17 protein-coding genes and 1 pseudogene are annotated in these 23,261 nt (G+C 32.7%); 3 read left to right on the forward strand and 15 right to left on the reverse strand.

Annotated elements, in window-relative coordinates; genetic code table 11:
- From J3R86_RS11725 to isaB, 12 genes and pseudogenes are all read right to left on the reverse strand, one after another.
- Window positions 1-749: pseudogene (locus J3R86_RS11725) on the reverse strand (ABC transporter ATP-binding protein).
- 105 nt (window positions 750-854) lie between these two features.
- Window positions 855-1,745 carry a sensor histidine kinase gene (locus tag J3R86_RS11730; protein WP_207517450.1) on the reverse strand — a complete coding sequence of 297 codons (891 nt, stop codon included), beginning with the start codon at window positions 1,743-1,745 and terminating at the stop codon, window positions 855-857.
- 5 nt (window positions 1,746-1,750) lie between these two features.
- Window positions 1,751-2,416 carry a response regulator transcription factor gene (locus J3R86_RS11735; RefSeq protein ID WP_207517451.1) on the reverse strand — a complete coding sequence of 222 codons (666 nt, stop codon included), beginning with the start codon at window positions 2,414-2,416 and terminating at the stop codon, window positions 1,751-1,753.
- Between the two features lie 56 nt (window positions 2,417-2,472).
- Window positions 2,473-2,715 (reverse strand): hypothetical protein, encoded by a 243-nt coding sequence (locus J3R86_RS11740; RefSeq protein ID WP_207518564.1) that lies wholly within the window; start codon window positions 2,713-2,715, stop codon window positions 2,473-2,475.
- Window positions 2,716-3,228: 513 nt separating this feature from the next.
- Entirely contained in the window at window positions 3,229-3,330 is a 102-nt protein-coding gene (locus tag J3R86_RS11745; protein ID WP_207517452.1) for an SE2200 family small protein, read from the reverse strand.
- Between the two features lie 121 nt (window positions 3,331-3,451).
- Entirely contained in the window at window positions 3,452-3,907 is a 456-nt protein-coding gene (locus J3R86_RS11750; protein ID WP_207517453.1) for a MarR family winged helix-turn-helix transcriptional regulator, read from the reverse strand.
- A 248-nt stretch (window positions 3,908-4,155) separates the two neighbouring features.
- Entirely contained in the window at window positions 4,156-4,917 is a 762-nt protein-coding gene (locus J3R86_RS11755; protein WP_207517454.1) for an alpha/beta hydrolase, read from the reverse strand.
- A gap of 118 nt (window positions 4,918-5,035) precedes the next feature.
- A complete protein-coding gene (locus tag J3R86_RS11760) occupies window positions 5,036-8,032 on the reverse strand; it encodes a fibrinogen-binding adhesin SdrG C-terminal domain-containing protein (protein WP_207517455.1) in 2,997 nt (998 codons plus the stop codon).
- Window positions 8,033-8,297: 265 nt separating this feature from the next.
- Window positions 8,298-9,584: a group II intron reverse transcriptase/maturase gene (ltrA, locus tag J3R86_RS11765; protein ID WP_207518488.1), complete on the reverse strand. Its 1,287-nt coding sequence runs from the start codon at window positions 9,582-9,584 to the stop codon at window positions 8,298-8,300.
- Between the two features lie 610 nt (window positions 9,585-10,194).
- Entirely contained in the window at window positions 10,195-11,205 is a 1,011-nt protein-coding gene (gene argF, locus J3R86_RS11770) for an ornithine carbamoyltransferase (protein ID WP_207517456.1), read from the reverse strand.
- Window positions 11,206-11,617: 412 nt separating this feature from the next.
- Window positions 11,618-13,117, reverse strand: a complete 1,500-nt coding sequence (locus tag J3R86_RS11775; protein WP_431607779.1) for a M4 family metallopeptidase — start codon at window positions 13,115-13,117, stop codon at window positions 11,618-11,620.
- Window positions 13,118-13,398: 281 nt separating this feature from the next.
- Window positions 13,399-13,920 (reverse strand): immunodominant staphylococcal antigen IsaB family protein, encoded by a 522-nt coding sequence (gene isaB, locus J3R86_RS11780; RefSeq protein WP_207517458.1) that lies wholly within the window; start codon window positions 13,918-13,920, stop codon window positions 13,399-13,401.
- 244 nt (window positions 13,921-14,164) lie between these two features.
- On the opposite strand from isaB, the gene J3R86_RS11785 reads away from it, so the two are divergent.
- Window positions 14,165-14,671 (forward strand): hypothetical protein, encoded by a 507-nt coding sequence (locus J3R86_RS11785; RefSeq protein ID WP_207517459.1) that lies wholly within the window; start codon window positions 14,165-14,167, stop codon window positions 14,669-14,671.
- A 71-nt stretch (window positions 14,672-14,742) separates the two neighbouring features.
- On the opposite strand, the gene J3R86_RS11790 is transcribed toward J3R86_RS11785, so the two are convergent.
- Window positions 14,743-15,339, reverse strand: coding sequence for a TetR/AcrR family transcriptional regulator (locus J3R86_RS11790; protein ID WP_207517460.1), 597 nt, complete (start codon window positions 15,337-15,339; stop codon window positions 14,743-14,745).
- A 153-nt stretch (window positions 15,340-15,492) separates the two neighbouring features.
- Here J3R86_RS11790 and J3R86_RS11795 point away from each other — a divergent pair, with 153 nt between their 5' ends.
- On the forward strand, window positions 15,493-17,187 hold the full coding sequence (locus tag J3R86_RS11795; RefSeq protein ID WP_207517461.1) for a CocE/NonD family hydrolase: 1,695 nt from the start codon (window positions 15,493-15,495) through the stop codon (window positions 17,185-17,187).
- 149 nt (window positions 17,188-17,336) lie between these two features.
- Here J3R86_RS11795 and J3R86_RS11800 read toward each other — a convergent pair whose 3' ends face one another.
- The gene (locus J3R86_RS11800; protein ID WP_207517462.1) at window positions 17,337-20,219 is read right to left on the reverse strand and encodes a YhgE/Pip domain-containing protein; all 2,883 of its coding nucleotides are present in this window, start codon (window positions 20,217-20,219) and stop codon (window positions 17,337-17,339) included.
- Between the two features lie 205 nt (window positions 20,220-20,424).
- Between J3R86_RS11800 and J3R86_RS11805 the strand changes: the two genes are divergently transcribed.
- The gene (locus tag J3R86_RS11805) at window positions 20,425-22,401 is read left to right on the forward strand and encodes an amidase domain-containing protein (RefSeq protein WP_207517463.1); all 1,977 of its coding nucleotides are present in this window, start codon (window positions 20,425-20,427) and stop codon (window positions 22,399-22,401) included.
- A gap of 214 nt (window positions 22,402-22,615) precedes the next feature.
- Here J3R86_RS11805 and J3R86_RS11810 read toward each other — a convergent pair whose 3' ends face one another.
- On the reverse strand, window positions 22,616-23,176 hold the full coding sequence (locus J3R86_RS11810) for a cysteine hydrolase family protein (RefSeq protein WP_207517464.1): 561 nt from the start codon (window positions 23,174-23,176) through the stop codon (window positions 22,616-22,618).
- Window positions 23,177-23,261: the final 85 nt, after the last annotated feature.

Here is a 23,261-nt window from a genome sequence, read left to right on the forward strand (position 1 = left end):
TTATTCACTTCTCCCATTGATAAGTGCTAAACTATCGGCAATCTTTTGTCGGAACGTCAGCTGTGCTTCATCACCACGATATATTTCATGAAAGAGTCTGCCGTCTTTAATAAAAATAACTCTACGAGCATAAGAAGCATCGATATTGGAATGTGTCACCATTAAAATGGTTTGCCCATCACCATTAATGCGTTGTAATAATCCCATTACTGTTTTAGACGTTTTAGAATCTAAAGCACCTGTAGGTTCGTCAGCTAATAACAACATAGGTTGTGTAATTAAAGCTCTAGCAATCGCTATACGTTGTTGTTGTCCACCTGAAATCTCTGTAGGATATTTAGCTAAAATATCAGTAATATGTAGTTGATTACTTAAATGTTTTAAGTCTTTAATGATTGATTTGTACGGTTTATTAGCTAAAATCAATGGCATGATAATATTTTCTTTATTCGTCATATTGGGTAAAAGATTAAAATCTTGAAAAACAAAACCGATTTTATGTTGACGATATCGTGCAATATCTTTACTTTTCAACTTACTTAGATAAATATCATCTACAATAATATCTCCCTCAGTTAAGTTATCGTATGATGCAATCATATTTAATAATGTAGACTTTCCTGAGCCAGACTCACCCATAATGGCAACAAATTCACCTTGTTCAACACTTAAATTCATATGATTGAGTGCAATGTTAGTATTCAAGCCTTTGCCGTATATTTTTTAACGTTATTAATTTCTAATAACATATGAGCACCTCATTTCTATGCTACCTTTATCTTAAAACAAAAAAATACTAATAACATTTAAAATCATAAAAAAATGTTATTAGTATCCTTACAAAAATGAAAGATTTACTTATATGGAAATTGAATTGTAAATGTCGTACCTACGTCGACAACCGAATCAACAGTTACTTTATGGTTTGTATGAGTTGCAATATTTTTGACAATAAACAAACCTATGCCACTAGCATTTGTTTGCGACTGGCCATTATAGCCAGAGTAGCCTTTATCAAATATTTTAGGTAAATCTGCTTCGCTAATACCTATACCATTATCTTTAATATGTAATTGCTGTTCTTGTTGATCAAAATCAATCCAAATATCTTTACCTCTAGCATATTTTAATGCGTTATTAATGATTTGTTCAATCATAATAGCAATCCATCTGATATCAGTTAATACCTTGTCATTACAAGGTTGATAGTGTATCTTTGTTTGTTGTTCAATAAATTGTACAGAGTATTTCATAATTATAGGTCTCACTAAATCGTTAACTGATATTTGTGATAGTGAAATATCAGCCTCTTCATTTAACAATTTCAAATAACTCAAAGTTAAACTTGTATAATTATCTATTTGTATAAGTTCTTGTCGCACACGATTAATAACTTTAGGATCATCTCGCTCAAGTAATAGTTGTGCCGCAGTAATTGGTGTTTTCATTTGATGCACCCATGTTAAAAAATAACTTTCTATATTATCTTTATACTCGATTTGTGCATTTTTCAATTGATAAAGGGTTTCTTCCAATGCTTCATTGCGCTTTTTTAAATCTTCTCGCTTAACAAAATTTAAATACTTAATACCTAGATAAATAACCATTAATAATATAATAATGCTTGTCGTGAGTATATATGCTTCACTAGGTAAACGATATAAATAAAAAATCAAACCAAATAAAGCTAATATGCTCAATATAATAACAAGTTGCTGTGTTACAGATTTTAAGAAAACTCTCATAAATTCTATACCTTATATCCAATATTTTTCTTTGTTTTTATAAAGTCATCAATTCCAATAGCTTTCATTTTCTTACGCAATCGTGTCATATTAACTGCCAATGTATTATCATCGATAAAATTTTCAGATTCCCAACACTTTTCGATAAGTGTCGTTCTACTAACATATTTACCTTCATTTTGAAAAAGTAACTTTAATATATGCAACTCAGTTAATGATAAATTGATACTATCATTGTTGTAACTTATTTTTGCTTCGTCAACGAATAATACACAACCTTTAACTTCTAGCTGATGGTTGATGATTGAAAAATCATAAGTACGTCGCAGTAGCGCTTGAATCTTCGCTATTGTCAGTGATAAATTGAAAGGTTTTTCAATAAAATCATCGCCACCCATTTGGATAGCCATGATTTGATCCATCTCATCCACCCTTGAACTAATAAATTTAATAGGTACACTAGAAAATTTTCGTATTTCTTGGCACCAATGAAAGCCATTAAATGATGGTAGATTAATATCTAATAAAATTAATTGTGGTTGATAATCTTTAACTACTTCTGTTATATGGTTGAATTCTTCTACTATGTTGACTTCATAATGCCATTTTTCTAATTCAATCGCTAAGCTTTCAGCAATGACAAAATCATCTTCAATTATTAAAATCTTCATAGATTTTTTCATTCCTTTATCAAATATGCCGTTTTTGATTATACCAAAATGAACTTTTAGTTTTTATCGCTATTAGACTCTTGATGATGCAGTGCTTTAGCGTCTACATCTTGGGGATTGTTTAAATGATCATTAGGTACTTCTTGTTGCATTTCTTTACTATCAATATCTTGAGGATTTTGCATGTATTGCGTCTGCTCTTTTTCTTGTTGTTTCTTTTTGTTACGTCGACGTTCTTCAATAATCGACATTACTATAAATAATATAATTAATAATGGAGATAACATTACTAAAATCATTTTATACACCTCATTCATCTATTATTTTTAATAATTGGTATTACTTACTATTTTACATCTTTCTGAATGGAGTTGTCATATATATCCCTTTTTCTTAATTTATATTTTTACCGAAAACACATATCTTCTCAAATATGGATATTTACATTTGAATTATAAATGGATGAGCAGAATGATGAGTATTTTATGACTTAAGACATGTTCTAAAATAATTATTACATATCTCTTTGTTGTGACTAGTGTATGTTTGATAGCTACATCCGAACAATAAAAAATAGCACTTGACATAACTTGGTGTTAACATAATACATCTCATATTGATAGACAACACAGAGAAACACTAAGGTTGAGTAATGGGCTTTCTGCAAAGAAAAATTAGCTTAACAGAATTTTTACTATACTATACAAACACGGGTTTGAATTTATTAACAATTATCAGTCCAATTTGTTAGAGAACCATATAAATAAAGTCCTGAGATTCAATTGCATCGTCTCAGGACTTTATTCGTCTTCTTAATATTCAATATTTGGAGCTTGGTTAACATGTGCTTGATACTTTTTAAATGCATAAAATCCTGCACCAACTATAGTTAAAATAACTGCAAATTTTTTCATATTCTTCAACCTTTCTCATCAATCTCTTAGGATTATGATTAAATTATATGACTTTATTATACACTTTTTTAAATATAATTTAAATTTAAGCCTTAACATGCCGACCAAATCGTTAGATATATCAGTTGTCACTTTCATTCTTAATATGCTTGATATAATCAAACCCTGGTCTTCCCATAGCTAGAGCTTCCATCACATCATACCAATCTGTACCTACTTCTTGATATATTTGTTGTAACAACTCGTCTTGCGCCTTGTTCAACTTAGAGATTAATTGTTGACCTTTCGCCGTTGTATATAATTTTTTTACACGTCTATCTGTTTCCAATACTTCTTCAACAATTAATCCTTGTTCTTTTAATTTTTGTAAAGTTGCATGAGACCCTTGCTTTGATATTTCAAGAATTTCTAGTAATGACTTGATTGTAATACCGGGCAATTTATTAATAAAAAATAAAAAGCGATGATGTTGCCGACTCATTCCATATTGTTCAATAATTTCATCAGCTGCAGTAATAAATGTTTTATATGCGAAATAAAACAACATATGTTCATAATCATTTTTGTTTGTCGACATGATAACCGCTCCTTTCAATACAGTAAACATATTATAATAAAAATGGGCTAACAAGTTATACATATTTATTGTCAATACTTGTTGATGTTTCACGAGAAACAACTCATATCTTTATATATTAAATCTCGAAAATTATTTAATATAATACTTTGTTAATATCTATATGCTTGATACTATCCAATGGTTACAACATTGGTTCATCATAAAAATCTTTCTATAATACACGTTATGTATTTCTCAGGAAATTTTTATGATTCAACAAACCATTCAATGGCACGTTTAATAGCATGATCCCAATAAGCATAATCATGTTCCCCAGGTCCATCTTCAAATTGATATGCAATATTATAAGATTTTAAATGCTCAATAAAATCTAAATTATCTTGATATAAGAAATCTTCCTTACCACACATAATTAATAATCGAGGAATATCTATACCTTCACTAACTGCTTGTTGTAATAAATAGTATGGATCTAACTCCGTCCCTTTTATATTACTGTTATTACCAATAATAGCCTCTTTAGAAAAATCATTCCAATCGATATCCATCAGATTCTGTGCTTCAAATACTGCTGATAATGGTGCAGCTTTAGAAAATTTATCACTTTGTGTTAAAGCAAAACGTATCGTTCCATATCCTCCCATTGAATGTCCCGCAATAAAATTATCTTCTCTTTTAGTTGATAGCGGGAATATTTGGTGCACATAATCATAAATTTCTAAAATATAGTCATAGTAGCTATGTCCATAAACCATATTAGTATATGCACTATGATCTACATTAGGCATAATTATTGCTATTTGATGTTCATTAGCATATCTCTCTATACTCGTATAGCGCATATATGTTGTTTCATCACTTGATAATCCATGTAGTAACATCAGTGTTTTAAGTGGTTTAGCTTCTTGATTTGGGTCAAAAAAACTTTGATCCTCAGGTAATATCGCTGTTAAATTTTGATGCATTCCTATAGTAGGAGAGCTATAGTTCATTGAAATATAGGCCATATGATTTGAACCCCTTCCTTAAAATCTTACTTCATTACATTTTACCCTTAAATTCAAAGTTAATAAAATATTTGTATAACAAAGCCGGACATATTGAATGCCCGGCATGTTATTTGTCTTATTTAATTGAATCTTTATTGTTATTTTTTCGTCTTCTTAATAAGAATAATGAACCTAAAGCAGCAAGTAAGCCACCGAATAATGTTCCGTTATTAGAAGTATCATCGCTACCAGTTTCTGGTAATGCTTTAGCATCGTCATGTTTAGGTTCGCCATGTCCTTGTTGATGAGGTTGGTCAAGTGTACCATCGTGATGACCTGAATCGGAATCACTGTCTGAATCGGAGTCGCTGTCTGAGTCAGAATCGCTGTCTGAATCAGAGTCACTATCTGAGTCAGAATCGCTATCTGAATCTGAGTCACTGTCTAAATCTGAGTCGCTATCTGAGTCAGAGTCACTGTCTGAGTCAGAATCGCTATCTGAATCTGAGTCTGAATCGGAGTCGCTGTCTGAGTCAGAGTCACTGTCCGAATCGGAGTCACTGTCTGAGTCAGAATCGCTGTCAGAATCACTATCTGAGTCAGAGTCACTATCTGAATCGGAATCACTGTCGGAATCGGAATCGCTGTCGGAATCGGAGTCACTGTCTGAGTCGGAATCGCTATCCGAGTCTCTATCTGAGTCAGAATCACTGTCCGAATCTGAGTCACTGTCGGAATCTAAGTCGCCGTCTGAATCAGAATCGCTATCTGAATCTGAGTCACTATCTGAGTCAGAGTCACTATCTGAGTCAGAGTCACTATCTGAATCGGAATCGCTGTCAGAATCGGAGTCACTATCTGAGTCAGAATCGCTGTCGGAATCGGAGTCACTGTCTGAGTCAGAATCACTATCCGAATCTAAATCGCTATCTGAGTCGGAGTCACTGTCTGAATCAGAATCACTATCCGAATCTAAATCGCTATCTGAGTCGGAGTCAATGTCTGAATCAGAATCACTATCTGAATCTGAGTCGCTATCTGAGTCAGAGTTACTATCTGAATCGGAATCGCTATCTGAATCTGAGTCACTATCTGAGTCAGAGTCACTATCTGAATCGGAATCGCTGTCAGAATCGGAGTCACTATCTGAGTCAGAATCGCTGTCGGAATCGGAGTCACTGTCTGAGTCAGAATCACTATCCGAATCGGAGTCACTGTCTGAGTCAGAATCGCTGTCGGAATCAGAATCACTATCTGAATCTGAGTCGCTATCTGAGTCAGAGTTACTATCTGAATCGGAATCGCTATCTGAATCAGAATCACTATCCGAATCTGAGTCACTGTCTGAATCGGAATCACTGTCTGAGTCAGAGTCACTATCTGAGTCAGAATCGCTATCTGAATCGGAATCACTGTCTGAGTCAATATCCGGGTTAACTGGTGGCTCTGGATCTACAACTTCTTCTCCATCAGCTGTACCTCCACCATTTTTTACTACATTTTCATTATTCCAACCAAATGCACTAAATCCTTGTGGTGATGTTGGATCAGCATTTTCTTCTATCACTTGGGTCTTCAAATTTTTACCAGAATTATCATAATGTCCATCAACAACCACTACATAGGTTTTGTTAATATCACCAAAATGAATTGTCGCCATATTTTCAAGATTATATGAAATTTTATCTTGGAAATTATCAGTTACATCAACTAAATTACTATCATTCGGATTTACTGCGTAACTATCTGAAATTTTTGAAGCATCTTTTACTTCATAAATTTTTATTTTAGTGTTATCAGCATTTACCTTACCGCTGCTGTCCTCAATCTTATCTTGATATCCTTTAATATACACCCAAGTATTATCTAATGTATGTGCTTTAGGATTCACATATACAGTTTGATTGTAAGTATTTTGACCAGAAATCGTATCTATACCAATAATTTGAGATGTTATGTTAGCACCATTTTCTGCCTCTTCACCTTGAGCTGGACTACTGTATTGTATATTAATTTGATTGTTAAATACTTCTCCAGCAATATCAATATTGGCATCATATATACCTGCTTTAGGAGCATTTTGTCTATCTGTAAATAATGGCAGTCCTAAATTACCTTTAACATTTGTCTTATTGTTGACAAAATCCGTGAAGACAAATTTATAAGTCTTACTAACTGTGTCGTAGGTTGCTGTCGCAACAACATCTCCTGCAGCATTAGTAATATCTTTAATAGGCATCGTGTTATTGACATTAGAATAATCAACATCTCCATTACCAGTTAAACTACTTGGTAACTGCATTGTAAAATAGTCCCCAGCTTTTACTTCGCCATTAACATTAAAATCTGCATTCATAAACGTATTGCCACTTTGGTTTGGATCAAATGTATGAGTTGCTAAATTAAAATTACTAGCAGTCACTTGATCGTTAACATTTGTCCCAGCTACATCTGCTGCTAACACATTGAATCTTGGTGACACAGCCATACTACGCATCATTGTTCTCGGCTTGGTAGCTTTAATTGGTTCTCTAGTCACACTATTCATGGTTTGTGATTGATTACTTTCAATTGAAGGTGTATTCATTTCTGCTTTGGCAAGGTGAATATTGTTTATGCCATCTTGATTACTAGTGGCTAATGTATCTTGAGAGTTAGGTTGAGCTTGTTGATTGTTCGTTGTATCACTGTCTTGTGGGGTTACTTGCTGTGGTATGGATGCTACTTTAGGGTTTGTTTCTTCAGTTGTTGAAACACGAATGCTTGGTGCTTTATCTTCTATATCATTTATTAAAGTTGATGCATTATTATGTTGCTCATTAGGCGTTGAACGTTGTTCAACATTTGAATCATTTTTTAAATCTAAATCAAGCGCTTGTTGATTCACATTATTATCATTTGTTGTAGTTAATGTATTGTTGTCACGTTGACTTGTGCTTTTTTCAGAGTCTTTATTAGCATTGTCGCTGAATGACTCCGTCGTTGCATCGGTTGTCTCTGCGGCATTAGCTTGATGATTTCCTAGTCCAAATAGTATTGTTATTCCTACTATTACTGATGTTGTTCCTACTGTAAAGCGTCTAATCGAATACTTATTTTGCTTATTCGATAAAAAATCTATTCTTTTTTTCAAAAACATCACTCCATTTCAAAAATTAAATTAGACTATACTGTATAATATATTAACAAAATAATCAATTATTATATCAAAAAAGTTAAACTTAATTGTTTATTTTTTTGTAGTTGTAATTATTAAAACTTAATGATGTTTAATCAAAATGATAAATAATTATTTAAAAAATAGTTTAATATATATAAACAAATCGAGTAGGAGGATAACCATTATTTGATTATCCGTCCTCTCACACCACCGAGCGTACGGTTCCGTACTCGGCGGTTCAATATCTTGCGTAAGCCGTCTCTGCGAGTTGGGTTAATGGTTCTAACCCCCACTTGTAGAGACGTTTTGTTGTAAGTGCACGATGAACTTCATGCGTTGATGATAAGCGCCAGTATTTCTTTCTTGAATTGGCAATTTTCATTGCACTCTTATGGTCAAGTCCATACTTACGTAACATCTTATATTTGGTTTTTATTCTTTTCCATCTTTTGAGGATTAGTTGTCTAATGCGTCGGTTTAACCATGATTGTAACTTCGTTACAAAACCTGTAATAAATCCTTTACCAAAGTAATTTATCCACCCTCGTGTTACTTGATTAATTTCTGATATAATCTCTTTAAAGGTACCTGGTCTATTTCGTTTCGTTAGACGTCTTAAGGTGCGTTTTAAATTTCTTCTTGCTTCCATAGTCGGTCTGAAACGATAAGTGCCATTTACTTTGGTCATTAGACAACTCAAGAACTTTAAACGTGTGATAGAACCTACCTTGCTCTTTTCACTATTTACAATAAGTTTAAGGTCTTTTTCGATAAACTTTGTCACACTTTCCATGACACGTTGACCCGCTCGTTTTGTACGTACAAAGATGACGAAGTCATCTGCATAACGAACAAAGCGATGACCACGTTTCTCCAATTCATTATCTAATTCGTGAAGATAAATATTACAAAGTAACGGGGAAATAACACCACCTTGCGGTGCACCTATTTCTCTACTTCGATAATTACCATTGAGGTCGATTGCACCAACCTGTAGGCTTCTACGAATAAATTTAGAAATGGCTTTATCTTGAACATGTCGTTCAAATAGATACATTAATTTATCATGGTTCAACATATCAAAGCACTGTTTTAAATCACAATCAACTGCAACTAAGTAACCTTCTTCATAGTATGTTGCACATTCTTTAAGTGCAGTTCCTGTACTACGATTCGGTCTAAAGCCATGACTGTGTTTTGAGAAAGTACGGTCGATACTAGGTTCAATGACTTGTTTAATGGCTTGTTGGATAACTCTGTCTCTTGCGACAGGGATTCCAAGCACGCGCTTTTTCCCATTTGATTTAGGTATTTCAACCTTTCTTACTGCTTGTGGCTTATACGTGCCATCAAGCAGTTTTTGTTTAATTTGTGGAAAGTATTTTGCGAAATGTGATGTTAATTCACTTACTCGCATGCCATCGATGCCAGGTGCACCGTTGTTTTTCTTCACTTTCTTAATTGCTTTTTGTATATTATTCTCTCTTACAACAAGCTCCATCATAGATGGAGACTCACGATACATTTCTTTCATTTCACCTAAGATTTACTGTACGCACTCATATATCCTTTTTCGTTCCACTACTTATCTTTCTATGAGTTGCCAATCATTAATTGTATTCTGTACGTTGTAAATCTCTAACCTCCATTCTTTACTTTGTATGAATATTGTTCAGTCCTTCAGTATTTCTACCTACTATGACCTCTGCTGACTTCTCATCATTCGTTATTACTACGATTTTTTTTATCGCTGATGAGACCTCCCCGGGTAAGAGTAACCACTTTCCACTCATTCCACTGCATCATTTACTATATAGAACTCGGGTAGTATCGGACTTTATCTTGTATTGCAGATTCATCCATTCCACATAGCCTTGTATGATATTTCTGTTCGTCAGTGCGAGTGTTTGCGTCCGACTTCCTTCAGATTCCATTTCACAATGGACACCCTTGTCTTTCGCTAACAGTTCCTACTACCAAGCCTGTAACGGACTTTCACCGTCTAGTAATTACCCATGCCGGGCGCACAATAAAAAGTTTATCACTAAATTGAGTGATAAACTTTTTGTATTCGTAAATTTATTTAACATTACTAGATTAACTAAATTTTTAATTAATAAACTAAATTATATTATTTAATATGCTAGTGTAGCTGCCATAAGTGCTTTAATTGTATGCATACGATTTTCCGCTTGATCAAATACTTTAGAATATTTACTTCTAAAAATATCATCAGTAACTTCCATAGCATTAAGTCCATACTTCTCAAATATTTCTTGGCCATAAGTTGTTTTTGTATCATGAAAAGCTGGTAAACAATGTAAAAATATTGTTGATTCCTTACCTGTTTGATTAAACATTTGTTGATTTACTTGATAATCTTTCAGTAAGTTAATACGTTGTTCAAATTCTTCTTCTTCACCCATAGATACCCAGACATCTGTATAAATAACATCAGTATCTTTGACAGCCTCAGCGATATTATCAGTAATCATAATAGATCCAACATATTGTTGTGCTTTTTGTTGTGCAATTTCTACGTAAGCTTCTTTAGGATTCAATGATTTAGGTGTACAAATTCTAATATTAACGCCTAACATTGCGCCTGCAACTAATAATGAGTGTGCAATGTTATTTCTACCATCACCAACATAAGTGACATTAAGACCATCTATATAACCAAAATTCTCTTTCATAGTCATAAAATCCGCCAACATTTGCGTCGGATGCCAATCATTTGTTAAACCATTCCATACAGGCACACCAGAATAGGTTGCTAAGTCTTCCACTGTTTGTTGAGCATAGCCACGGAATTCAATACCATCAAAAATTCTACCTAACACTTTTGCTGTATCTTCTACAGATTCTTTGACACCTAGTTGCAAATCATTTTTCCCTAAAAATTCAGGATGTGCACCTAAATCAATGGCGGCAACTGTAAAAGCTGCTCTTGTTCTAGTCGAACTTTTCTCAAATAGTAAAGCAATATTTTTGCCTGCTAAGTATTGGTGTTTAATACCTTGTGACTTATACTCCTTTAACACCATAGCAAAGTCAATCAATCCCTCAAATTCTTCTTTAGTATAGTCACTTTCTTTTAATAAGGATTTCCCTTTTAAATTAAATGGTTGTTGAATTTGCATCATTATCGTCGCCTCTCATTTCTATAAGGTATTGAATAAAACTTTCGGTAGTATCATTCTTTCAATCGTTACAAAATCGTTACAAAATTGAACATCATAATGTTATGTAGCCAGTTGTCAAAATCGTCGCCTGTTAACTCTAACTTTTTGTTATATAATACATAATAACGTGTTTTTATACATAATTAAAGTGTTTTTAGTTATTTTTATACATAAAATATTCAAAAAACGCACCATGATCTTAGAGTACTTTCAGTCTTACTTCTCACAAACGGCAGACTTCCCTTTATATCATAAATAAAAAAAGACCTTATGCCATACAATATGTATGACATAGGTCATTTATAAGCTGGTTATTAAATTATATGATTTATTTTGTAAGTGATTAACATTACTTCTTGTTTTTAAAGATAAATTACACGCCTACTTGATTCCAAGATTCCCATACATCTTCAGCTGTTTGCTCACCATACAAGTCTAAAGCTGATTGATATATTGCTTCTTTGGCATCTGCAAATGTAGCATTCTCTGTTAAATATTCTGTCAAAGCTCTATAGTAAATATGTTGTGATTTATCTTTACCAATAGATTTTATAACATTATAAGCTGCTTTGTTGGGTATACCTGAATTGGTATGTACACCACCATTATCACTTTCAGTGTGTACATAGTCTCTCATATTAGCAGGTTGGCCATATTGTTCAGGGTCTGACATGCTTCTTAAAGCATCCCCCTTCTTATCAGGTGTGTATACATCTTCACCCATTAAAAAGTCCTCATCATCTACAAAGTAACCAAAAACATCTGAGAAACTTTCATTTAAAGCTCCTGATTGATCTTTATAGACTAAACCTGCAGTTTCTTGCGTGACACCATGCGTAATTTCATGTGCTACTACGTCATTTGCACCAGCTAGGCCAGTAAATTCTTTACCATCACCGTCACCATAGATCATTTTGTCACCAATCCAAGCTGCATTATTTCTATTATCTTGTCCATCAAAATAATTTACATGTGTTAAAGAAACTATAGGACTACCTTGGTCATCATATGATTCACGTCCAAAAGTATTTTTATAATAATTGTAAACATCTTTGGCATAATAATTAGCATCAACACCTGCACGTTGATTATCCTTCATAAAATTCTGATCTGGATTAGTGATTAAACTAACTTGTGAGGTTTGTTCATTAAAATTATATGCAGATAATTTCCCTTGATGTGTAAGATCTTCTAAGCTAAAGCCATTTTCTATACTATTGATATTAATATCTTTAGTATCTCCTAAAACACCTCTACCTTTACCTGTTGTTGCAGCTTCACTAATAAGGTTTGTTTTATCTACAATTCCACCTGTTTGAGCGTCTACTTTCACTTGCCAGTGTGAAATTTTAGGTGATACTGTAACGATTTCAATGTTGTAAACATATTTATTCTTATTGCCATCAATTTCCACTTTGTCTTTTTTAACAACATTATCTTTCATATTATGTGCTTTATTTTTATCAATATGAACAGCGTCAAACGCTTTATTAATAGCTGTCGTCTTGTCTAATGTTACTTTGTTAGTTGGTTTCACTTTTTTAGCATCAGTATCACCATTAACTAAGACAACATCGCCAGACTTATCTGCATGTACTTTTACTTCTTTATCTGGTGCATAAACACCATCTACTTCAGGTTGTAACGTAAAATGTTTAAATCCTTTACTATCCTGTTTAACATCAATAACTGCATAATCTTGATAGTTATTTTTTACGTTTTGTGACTTAGGTAGTTCTTTCAATGCTTTAACTGCATCACTCTTTTGAGTAACTTTCATATCTATTGTGTCATTCTTGTTGTTACTTATAGCAAAAGCTGATGGATTTACAGTAGCCAATATAGTCAATCCAATGATGCTTGAAAATGTCATTTTAGACCATTTTTTCAAAATATAGCCTCCTAAAAATTTTAAAAACCAGCTTATAAATAAAATTTTAATTTAATTTTTATAAAAAGTAAACAAAAATATTGATTTATTATCTGTATTTTTGTTTAAAGTTTTTAATTATTTAAAGATTGCTTTTTTAATATTAATAATTATTATTCCCTGACAAAGTTATATACGCTTAACTTTGTCATCAATTCATAAAAAAATGAGTCGTTAATAGTTTATAAACTATACTTAACGACTCATTTATTTAAAGTTAATACTTATTTACTTGTTGTATATGGTGCGTAACCCATAGCTACTTCAACAACTTTATTATGATTGACAACAAACCAAATGCCTAACTGATTTTTCTTAGGTTGATAATAAAAAATACCACTTTGTTTATCTGCACTTTGTGGCGTTTTGGATTTTAATTGTTGTCCATACGCTTTTTGCAAGCCACTTAAAGACACATCATCTTTAACTACAAATTGTAGTTGATTAGCCTTTTGTCCATCTGATGTAATACCGTTGAATTTTTGGTCATACTTTTCAATTGATGTTTTACTATTTGTCTTTGCTAATTTAACATCATTAAACTTAACATTTTGATGTTTTATAGCATTGACGAAATACTTATCTGTTAAAAATGATGCATCTTTTCCTATATAACCATGATAACTATAGTGTGGAACTGTTGCGGCGTGAGCTTCTTGTTGCACAGGCACAGTTGAAATACTAGCGCCTAACAAAGTGCTAAGTGACATAGTAGTAGCTAGAAGTACTTTGGTTGTTTTCTTCATAATATGACCTCTCTTTATATATTATTAAGGGCTTCAAGTTAATTATAACGCCCTCTATTTATTAAATACTATTAATTTCGTTTATCTATATATAACAATTTTGTTATACTTAATAAAAATCACATTCATTAAGTTTCTTATGTTTTTAATTCCTTTCATCATAAGATTCTACAAATACAATGTTTAATTTAAAATATTAGTTCTCGAAGTAATATTACTTCTTGACTGTACGGAGGATAATAATTTGAAGAAAATATTAGCAACAATCGTCGTCCTAATACTCATTTTAGCTCTTGGATTTGCAGTTTTTGCTGCAGTCACACACAATAGTCAACCTGATACTAAAAGCCATAAAACAGAAAAACATGATAAAAAAGATAAAAAATCTGATGACAGTAAGGTTGACACTAGTGATATTGAAGATAATAATGCTACTAACAATGATAACCATTACAATAATGAACAGGCTGAGCAGTCTTCTCAACAGAATGCAACACCAAATAATAACGCAACACAGTCTAAATCTTCATCGCATAATCAAGCACCAAATCAAGGTAATCACAAACAAACACAACCTAAGCCAGAAAAACCAACTACCCACTCTGGTGGTGGAACAAATAGTAATGATAGTAATAAACAACCTGCCACTAATGGCACACCACAAACACAACCTAATACATCGTCAAACCCGTCTTCTACGAACAGTGCGAAACCTACAAATTCAAATACACAACCAGGCAATAAAGATTAACATAGTACCCCCTCAAACTATTCACTATAGTCAGAGGGGGTTTTAAATTATTTACTATATCGTCTTTCCATTTATATCTTCTTATCTCTAATAATTTTTGCAGGACCTTGGCTAACAATAGTATAAAACGTTTGTACTAATGTTTCTCTATCTACACGATGTGGATCCTTAATCCAATGTTGTATCATTGATAGACCTGCACCGGAAACATAACTAATAAAATAGTCGAATGGAATTTTTTGGTCATCACTAACACTTTCATTTTTATAATGATTTAAATGATTATAGATTTGATTATAAAGCTTATCTACTAATTTAGATTCTTTACCAATATTTTCGATACTAATGCGATAAAAATCCATATGATCATCTATATGTTTAATTACTTTTTCCATGACATTTTTTATTAATTCCTCAGAAAAATCCGCTTCATAGTTTTTACTTTCAGATGTTGTGTATGAAGCAATCTCTGCAATACTTTCATCTTCCATTTTTTCAAGTAAATCATATTTATCTAAATAATGTGCATAAAATGTGCTTCTATTGACATCTGCTAATTGAGCGATTTGTTGAACGGATACTTGCTCAAAGGATGTTGATTCTAATAACTCTAAAAATGCATCTTGAATCGCTTGTTGTGATTTACGTATACGGCGATCTTGTGGCATTATAATCATCCTTTCAAAACATATTATTCCACAATTATATGTGAAATGTTGGTTAACCTACAAATCAAATGGTATCAATGATTGTTGAAAGTCTTAAATCCTACTAGGATATAAATATAAGCAATATACAGATTAAAAAAGGTGTGATGATTAATGACACAAAGTAAATTAGGAAATCCACAATTAACAGTGACTCCTGTTGAATACGTACAAGATGGTGTTAATCACATTGTTGTTGACAGTGTGCAATACGGAAATCAAGAAATGACAATGGAAAAAAATGTACCTGTGACGATGAAAGACGGTACAACATTGTATGTCAATATATTTAGACCCTTTGAAGAGGGACAATATCCTGTTGTTATTTCTGCAGATACTTATGGTAAAGATAATAAACCTAAAATTACAAATATGGGTGCTAACTGGCCAACATTAGGTTCTTTTAAAACTTCAAGTTTTACTCCAGAAGAATCACCAGACCCCGGATATTGGGTACCAAATGGTTATGTCGTTGTTAAAGTAGCTTTACGCGGTAGTGCTCAATCAGCTGGTCGTTTACTGCCTTGGGGACCTGAAGAAGCTCAAGATTACGCAGAAGTGATCGATTGGGCAGGTGAACAACCTTGGAGTAATGGAAATGTTGGAACGAATGGTGTTTCTTATTTAGCAGTAACACAATGGTGGGCTGCTTCATTAAATCCTAAACATTTAAAAGCTATGATTCCTTGGGAAGGTCTTAATGATATGTATCGTGAAGTAGCTTTCCACGGTGGCATTCCAGACACTGGCTTCTATCGTTTTTGGTATCAAGGTATTGTACAAAGATGGCCAAACAATGACCAAATAGAAGATTTAGTTGCCAATCAACAAAATCATCCTTTATTTGATAGCTATTGGCAACATAAGCAAGCACCGTTATCAAATATTCAAGTTCCTATGTTCGTTTGTGCTAGCTGGTCAACACAAGGCTTACACAACCGTGGTACATTTGAAGGTTTCAAACAAGCAAGCTCTAAGCAAAAATGGTTGTTTGTTCATGGTCGTAAAGAATGGGAAACATATTATGCTAGAGAATCTCTCGAAGCACAACGTCAATTCTTTGATTACTTCTTAAAAGGTATCGATAACGACTGGACAGAACGTCCACGTGTTATTTATGAAGTTCGTGATTCATTCTATAAAGGTGAACTGCGTAGCGCAAGTGATTGGCCAATTCCAAACACTGATTATGAAGCATTATATTTAAACGCTTTCAATCAACAATTATCTATGGAAGAACCAACTCAAATCAGTCAAATTTCATATGATAGTGAAGCCCTTGAGAGTGGTAACGATGAAGTTCATTTCAACTATACATTCAATCAAGATACTGAATTAACAGGTAACATGAAATTAAAACTATGGGTATCTACTGATCAATCTGATGATATGGATCTATTTGCTGGTATTAAAAAATTAGATCGTCGTGGCAATGAAGTTCACTTCCCAGACTTTAACCATATTGAAGATGGTCAAGTTGCAACTGGTTGGTTACGTGTATCACACCGTAAATTAGATACTGAAAAATCTACAATTGCACAACCTTGGCATTCACATGATGAACTTCAAAAATTACAACCTAACGAAATAGTACCTGTAGAAATTGAACTTCTACCTTCTGGTACACAATTTAACAAAGGCGAAAGTTTAGAAGTTGTTGTTAAGGCAAGTGAAGTTGTCAAAGGTAATAGTACACCAGGTTTAAGTACTAGATATGAACATAATGAACTATTAAATAAAGGCCAACATACTATTTATTCTGGTGGACAATATGATTCACACTTAATCATTCCAGTGATTAAGCATTAAATTAAACAACCATAGTTCTCTAAAAAATATACACTACGCATTTCGATATGCTATATAACAGTCTCAAAAATTGGTGAGCCAATATAACTAAAAAGATCCATACCTTTGGTAGACAAGCTATTTGTCGACCTTAGGTATGGATCTTTTGTTTACTCTGTTACATTACTTTCATCAACTTTTTCTGAAACTTTTTTCATCATTGGATCTGTAATAGGTTTAAGAATCAATCCTACTACAAAGAAACCTATGCCAAATAAAGTAAGTATGATTAACTTTGTAATTAATATTTCTGGAACAATACCACCTACTGTTTCGCGAAGTGAGTCAATTGCATACGTAAATGGTAAATATGGTGAAATATTTTGGAAAAATTGTGGTGTCGTTTGTATTGGGAATGTTCCGCCACCACCAGCAATCTGTAGCACTAATAAAATAATTGCAATTGCTTTACCTGGGTTACCAAGTAATGATACGCATGTATAAACAATAGCATTAAAAATTAGTGAACTAAATACTGTAATTGCGACGAATAGTACTGGCGATTCCACACTCGCTTTTAAAATGACTAAATCCCCTACTGACACAATAAATGCTTGAATGATACCTAGAGTAAAGAAGAATCCGGCTTTACCTAGGAAAATTTGGCGTGTCGTTAATATGTTTTGCAAACCTTTATGTTTGTTGTCTACTGATAATAAACTAACCATTAGTAATGCACCTACCCACACTGACAGTGCAGTATAGAATGGTGTCATACCAGAACCGTAATCTTTAACTGGAAAGACATCTGTTGTTTTCTTATTGATTGGGTTAGCAATAACATCGGCTTGTTTTTTTAAGTCATTTTTTAATGTATCAATTAATTTATCTACAGCATCATCTTTATCTAATTTCTTAAAGATTTTATTAGCTTTTTTCAAGTCTTTTTCAACATCTGGTAATTTATTTTCAGAGAAATCAGCTAGATTAGATAATGCTTTCTTAGCTTTAGGTTGATTTGTATCTAATAAATCAACAGCTTGATCATAACCGCTGAATAATGTTGGTAAGTTCTTATTAACACTTGCTGTAGCATTAGTAAGTTGTTGTTCTAATTTAGGTAAATCATTACGAACAAAACTAGCAGCTTTCGCTACATCTTTTTTAGCGGTTGGGAAGTAGGCTTTAGCTGTTGACATTGCAGTAATATAATCTCGCTCAATACTAGGTAAGACAGTTTGTAGCTTATTTATACGTTCTTGACCACTTTTTAAAATTGCTTGGCCAGACGTAATTACCTGGTTAATTGAGTTCAATTTAGATTGTATTGTTGATAATGACGCTTGTCCGTCTGCTAAACCTTTCATAATATCATTAGATACAGATAACAAGTTCTTATTAAGTTCATCTTTAATATAGTTTCTAAATGATGTTAATGATTGATCCAATTTCGGAAGATTATCTAGCACTTTTGCTGCTTCATTCGTACCTGAACCACCATTTGCTAAAGCATTACTAAGTTGATTTACCAATCTTAACTGTCGATTGATTTGATTGTTAGCATTTTTAATTTTCTTAATTTCTTTGGATAAGTCAACATCTTCATTGTTTTCTAATTGTTGTAAAATATCTATCATTTGTTGGTTATATTTCGTTGTATATTCTAAACGTGATTTAACATTGTCTAAAGGCTTAGCAAATTCATTAGGACGATTCGTCGCTAAAATACCATATGCAATATTCTTTAAATCTTTGTTATCTTGTTGTGTTGCTTTAGCTTGTGTATTCATATTATTAGATAATGCTAAGAGTGATTCTGTTAAGGCAATATCCATTGACTTGACATCTTTGTTTGACAGTGTGCCATTATTATTGGATTCAGTATCTGTCGTACTTACAGGCGTGGTCTTCAAATCACTATAACTACGACCTGCTGATTTAGCCTTAGCACTCTGTGTTGTTGTATTGGTTGCTTGTTGATTAGCATCAAGTGTATTGCTACTTTGATTTTGTTGTAAATCTTGCTGGACATTTTGATTATATTGTTGCGCACGTCCTACGGCATCTTTATAATCACCAGCACGATCATTGACTTGTGCCACAAATCCTTTGGCATCTTCTAACTGTCTATCAGCTACACTAATACCTTGACTTGCTAAATTAACACCTTGATTAATCTTTGGAAATGCATTTGGTACGTCATCAGCTGCAAAATTAAGCGCTTTTTCAATTTTTGGCATATAAGCATTCAACGCTAAGATTAATTTAGCTTTTTCGTTAAGCTCTGGTATCGCAGCATTCACATCATTTAATTTTTGTTGTGCAGATAAAATGTCACCTTTATAATTCCCTAAATTTCTAAAATCATTAGCATAACTATCTAAAGAATCTTGGTGTTTATTTAAATAAATAATTGTATCTGCAAACTTGTTAATTTTTGGCAAGGAATTATTGGCTGCATATACTGCATCTTTAATCTTATTTATCGTTGGTACATTATCTTCTATAGTTAAGCCAACTTTATTCGCTTCTTCTAATAACGCTTTAGTTACTGTTTTATTAAATTGCTCATTAGCTTTTTCAACTACCATCGATGAACCGGTATCAGTTAATTTTGATGCTACGGCATTAATTTTCTGGTTAACTTTAAAATCAACATCCGCTTTTTCAGGGTGCTTTCTTAATGTTCCTGTAATTTGATGCGAAAATTTAGAAGGTATGTAAATCCCAGCAAAATATTTACCCATCTTTATTTCATGATCAGCTTTTTCACGACTAACAAATTGCCAATCAAAACTGTCATTTTTCTTCAACGATTTCACCATAGTGTTACCGACGTTAATTTCTTTACCTTTAACTTTGTCACCTTTATCCTCATTAACAACAGCTACTTTAATATGCCCTGTATTGGAATAAGGATCCCACATAGCCCAAAGATTAAACCATGCATAAAATGATGGCAAAATAGCTAGCCCTGCCAAAATAACCCAAACAGCAGGTGTCTTAGCTACTTTCTTCAAGTCCATCTTAAATAATTTAAATGCGTTCTTCATTGTCACACTCCTATACCGCTTCAATTCTCCGATATATTTTTCTATTAAAACAATTTATTTTTTCGTCATTAGTTAGTATAATACCTTTATTGTGATGTTAATTTTAATTGATATCTATCAACTAATTCAAAGATATGATAAATTATAACAAATTATAATTCATTATCACACTTAAACATCATATTTTTCAAGGGAGAATGTTAATATGCCTAAAAATAAAATCTTAATATATTTACTATCTACAACACTTGTTTTACCAACTTTGGCTATCCCTACTGCGCACGCAGATGAAGTACCAAATGATAAGATATCACAGTCATCAACTGATACTAAAAGTAACACAGATGATGATAAAGAAACGGTAAAAGATAGCAATGATAAAGACAAAAATAAAAATACTTCAAAACATAAATCAACAACTCAAGCTAATAAAGCATCCAACGATAACCAACTGTCACAAGATGACGATGACAATACTAAAGATGATGTTACTAATGACCATAACAAAGATGATAACTTAATGGATCATATTATTAATGATGACATGTTGAAACAATCACACTTCACTCAATTATTTGAACCTGATAAATATGAGGATAGTATCACGTTGACTTCATTAATTCAAAATTTATTTAACTTAAACTCTGATATCTCAGACTATGAACAGCCAGAATCATCATCTCACAACAACGAGGCAGACAATACTTCTAAAGAATCATCACAAACACAAACTGAAGACAATAAAGATCAGCCTCATCAAGGCAATGAGCAACAAGATGATAATAACAAGTCGTCATCTTCAAAAAATGAGCATACTAAAGTTGATAAAGAAAATACTCAGTCATCAATTGATAACAATACGAATCAAGTAACAACTAATGATGACAAACAACAAACTGATGGTAGTCAAGATAACCAACAACACAACAATAAAACATCTAACCCTGAAGAAAGCGATAGTACAGTTACAGATTCAGCATTAGATTCAATATTAGATGAATATAGTGAAGATGCTAAAAAAACACAACAAGATTATGAATCTAAACATAAGCATCACAAGACAGGGACAGATAATAACATTTCAACATCTAAAAATGACAATCCACAATTACCTACAAAAAAGGAATTAGAGCATAAAGAAACACCTATACAATCATTTGAAGATCATGATAACATCCGTAAATCTGATATCAGATCGACAACACTCTTCGAGTCATTGCCAAACTTATCAGGTGGTAATGATAACAGCGAAAACTTTGATGTCGTAGATTCTAAAGATACTCGTAGTTTTATTAAATCTATCGCTAAAGATGCTCATGACGTTGGCCAAAATGATGATATTTATGCATCTGTGATGATTGCTCAGGCAATTTTAGAATCTGATTCTGGTCGTAGTGCACTGTCTAAATCACCAAACTACAATCTATTTGGCATTAAAGGTGCTTATCAAGGACAGTCTGTCTCTTTTAACACACTTGAAGCAGGCGGTAACGGTATGTATAGTATTAACGCTGGATTCAGAAAATACCCTGATACAAAAGCATCTTTACAAGATTATTCCAACTTAATTAAAAAAGGCATAGATGGTAATCCAACGATATATAAGCCAACATGGAAAAGTGATGCACCTAGTTATAAAGATGCCACTTCACATTTAGCCAAAACATATGCTACGGATCCAAATTATGCTAAAAAGTTGAATACTTTGATCAAACATTATAATTTGACTCAGTTTGATAAAAAAGAAATGCCTAATTTATCTAACTATACATCATCTATTAAAGATAGTGATGGTTCAAATCATAATTTCAAAGCATTCCAAGAAACAACTAGTAGTATGCCTTATCCACATGGTCAATGTACTTGGTATGTCTACAATCGTATGAAACAATTTGACTTATCCATTAGTGGTAGCCTAGGAGACGCACACCATTGGAATGATCGTGCTGCTCAAGATGGTTATCATGTAAGCCATACGCCAAAAGCACATACTGCCGTTGTCTTTGAAGCTGGTCAAAATGGTGCAGATGCTCAATATGGTCACGTTGCATTTGTTGAAAAAGTAAATCGTGATGGTTCAATTATTATTTCTGAATCTAATGTCAAAGGTTTAGGCGTGATTTCATATCGAATCATTAATGCAGATGATGCTGAAGCATTATCTTATATCTCTGGAAAATAACTATAATATATAATGACGTTTTACTTTTTATATCCACTAATTGAATGTCAATAACAGTATGAGTCAAAAAATACGGTTCTCTCCCAAATTGGACTGATACATAATTATTCATTTTTTATTTATCAGTCTGAAAAATAGAGAACCAAAAATACCCAAGAAACAGTCATGATTGTTTCTTGGGTATTTTTAATGTCACTATTTATTTAACGTCTTATTACAAGGTACCTTTCCATGATTCCACTGATTCAATATGACAAGAACGACTTAAAATTTGTTCAATAATAAAATCATGCTTGTCATCTGAGCGGTCTCCTACTGCATCTTCTAATACGGTAACTATATAATCTTTATCTACTGCTGCTAAAGCTGTACTCAATACAACACCACTTGTTGACACACCTGTAAGAATGAGATGGTCTATTTGGTTTGCACGTAATAAAACTTCTAATTCACTTCCAGCAAACGCACTAAATCGACGCTTAGCAATTTGTGGTTCACTATCTAATGGTGCTAATTCTTCAAGAATCGTTGTTGATTGATCTTGCTCTGTCATACCATAGCCTTGTGCTTTAAAATTTGAAAATACTTTATTATTCGGAGAAACATCCATAAACTGTTTATCTAAGACCAAACGAATGAAAAATACTGGCATATTATTATTTCTAGCTGCTACTATTGCTCTTTGATTGGCCTTAATAACATTATTAATTCTCGGCATACTTCTAGCTATACCTTCTTGCATATCCATAACTAGTAACGCACTTTTCTGAGACATTGTCATTCTCCTCTACTTATTTCAATAATAAGAGCTTATTGTATTATATTTTTCAGCATTTTTAAAATCGTTGAGCTAAACTATA

It is taken from the genome of Staphylococcus simiae (assembly GCF_017357005.1).
In the GTDB taxonomy this organism is placed as follows: domain Bacteria; phylum Bacillota; class Bacilli; order Staphylococcales; family Staphylococcaceae; genus Staphylococcus; species Staphylococcus simiae_A.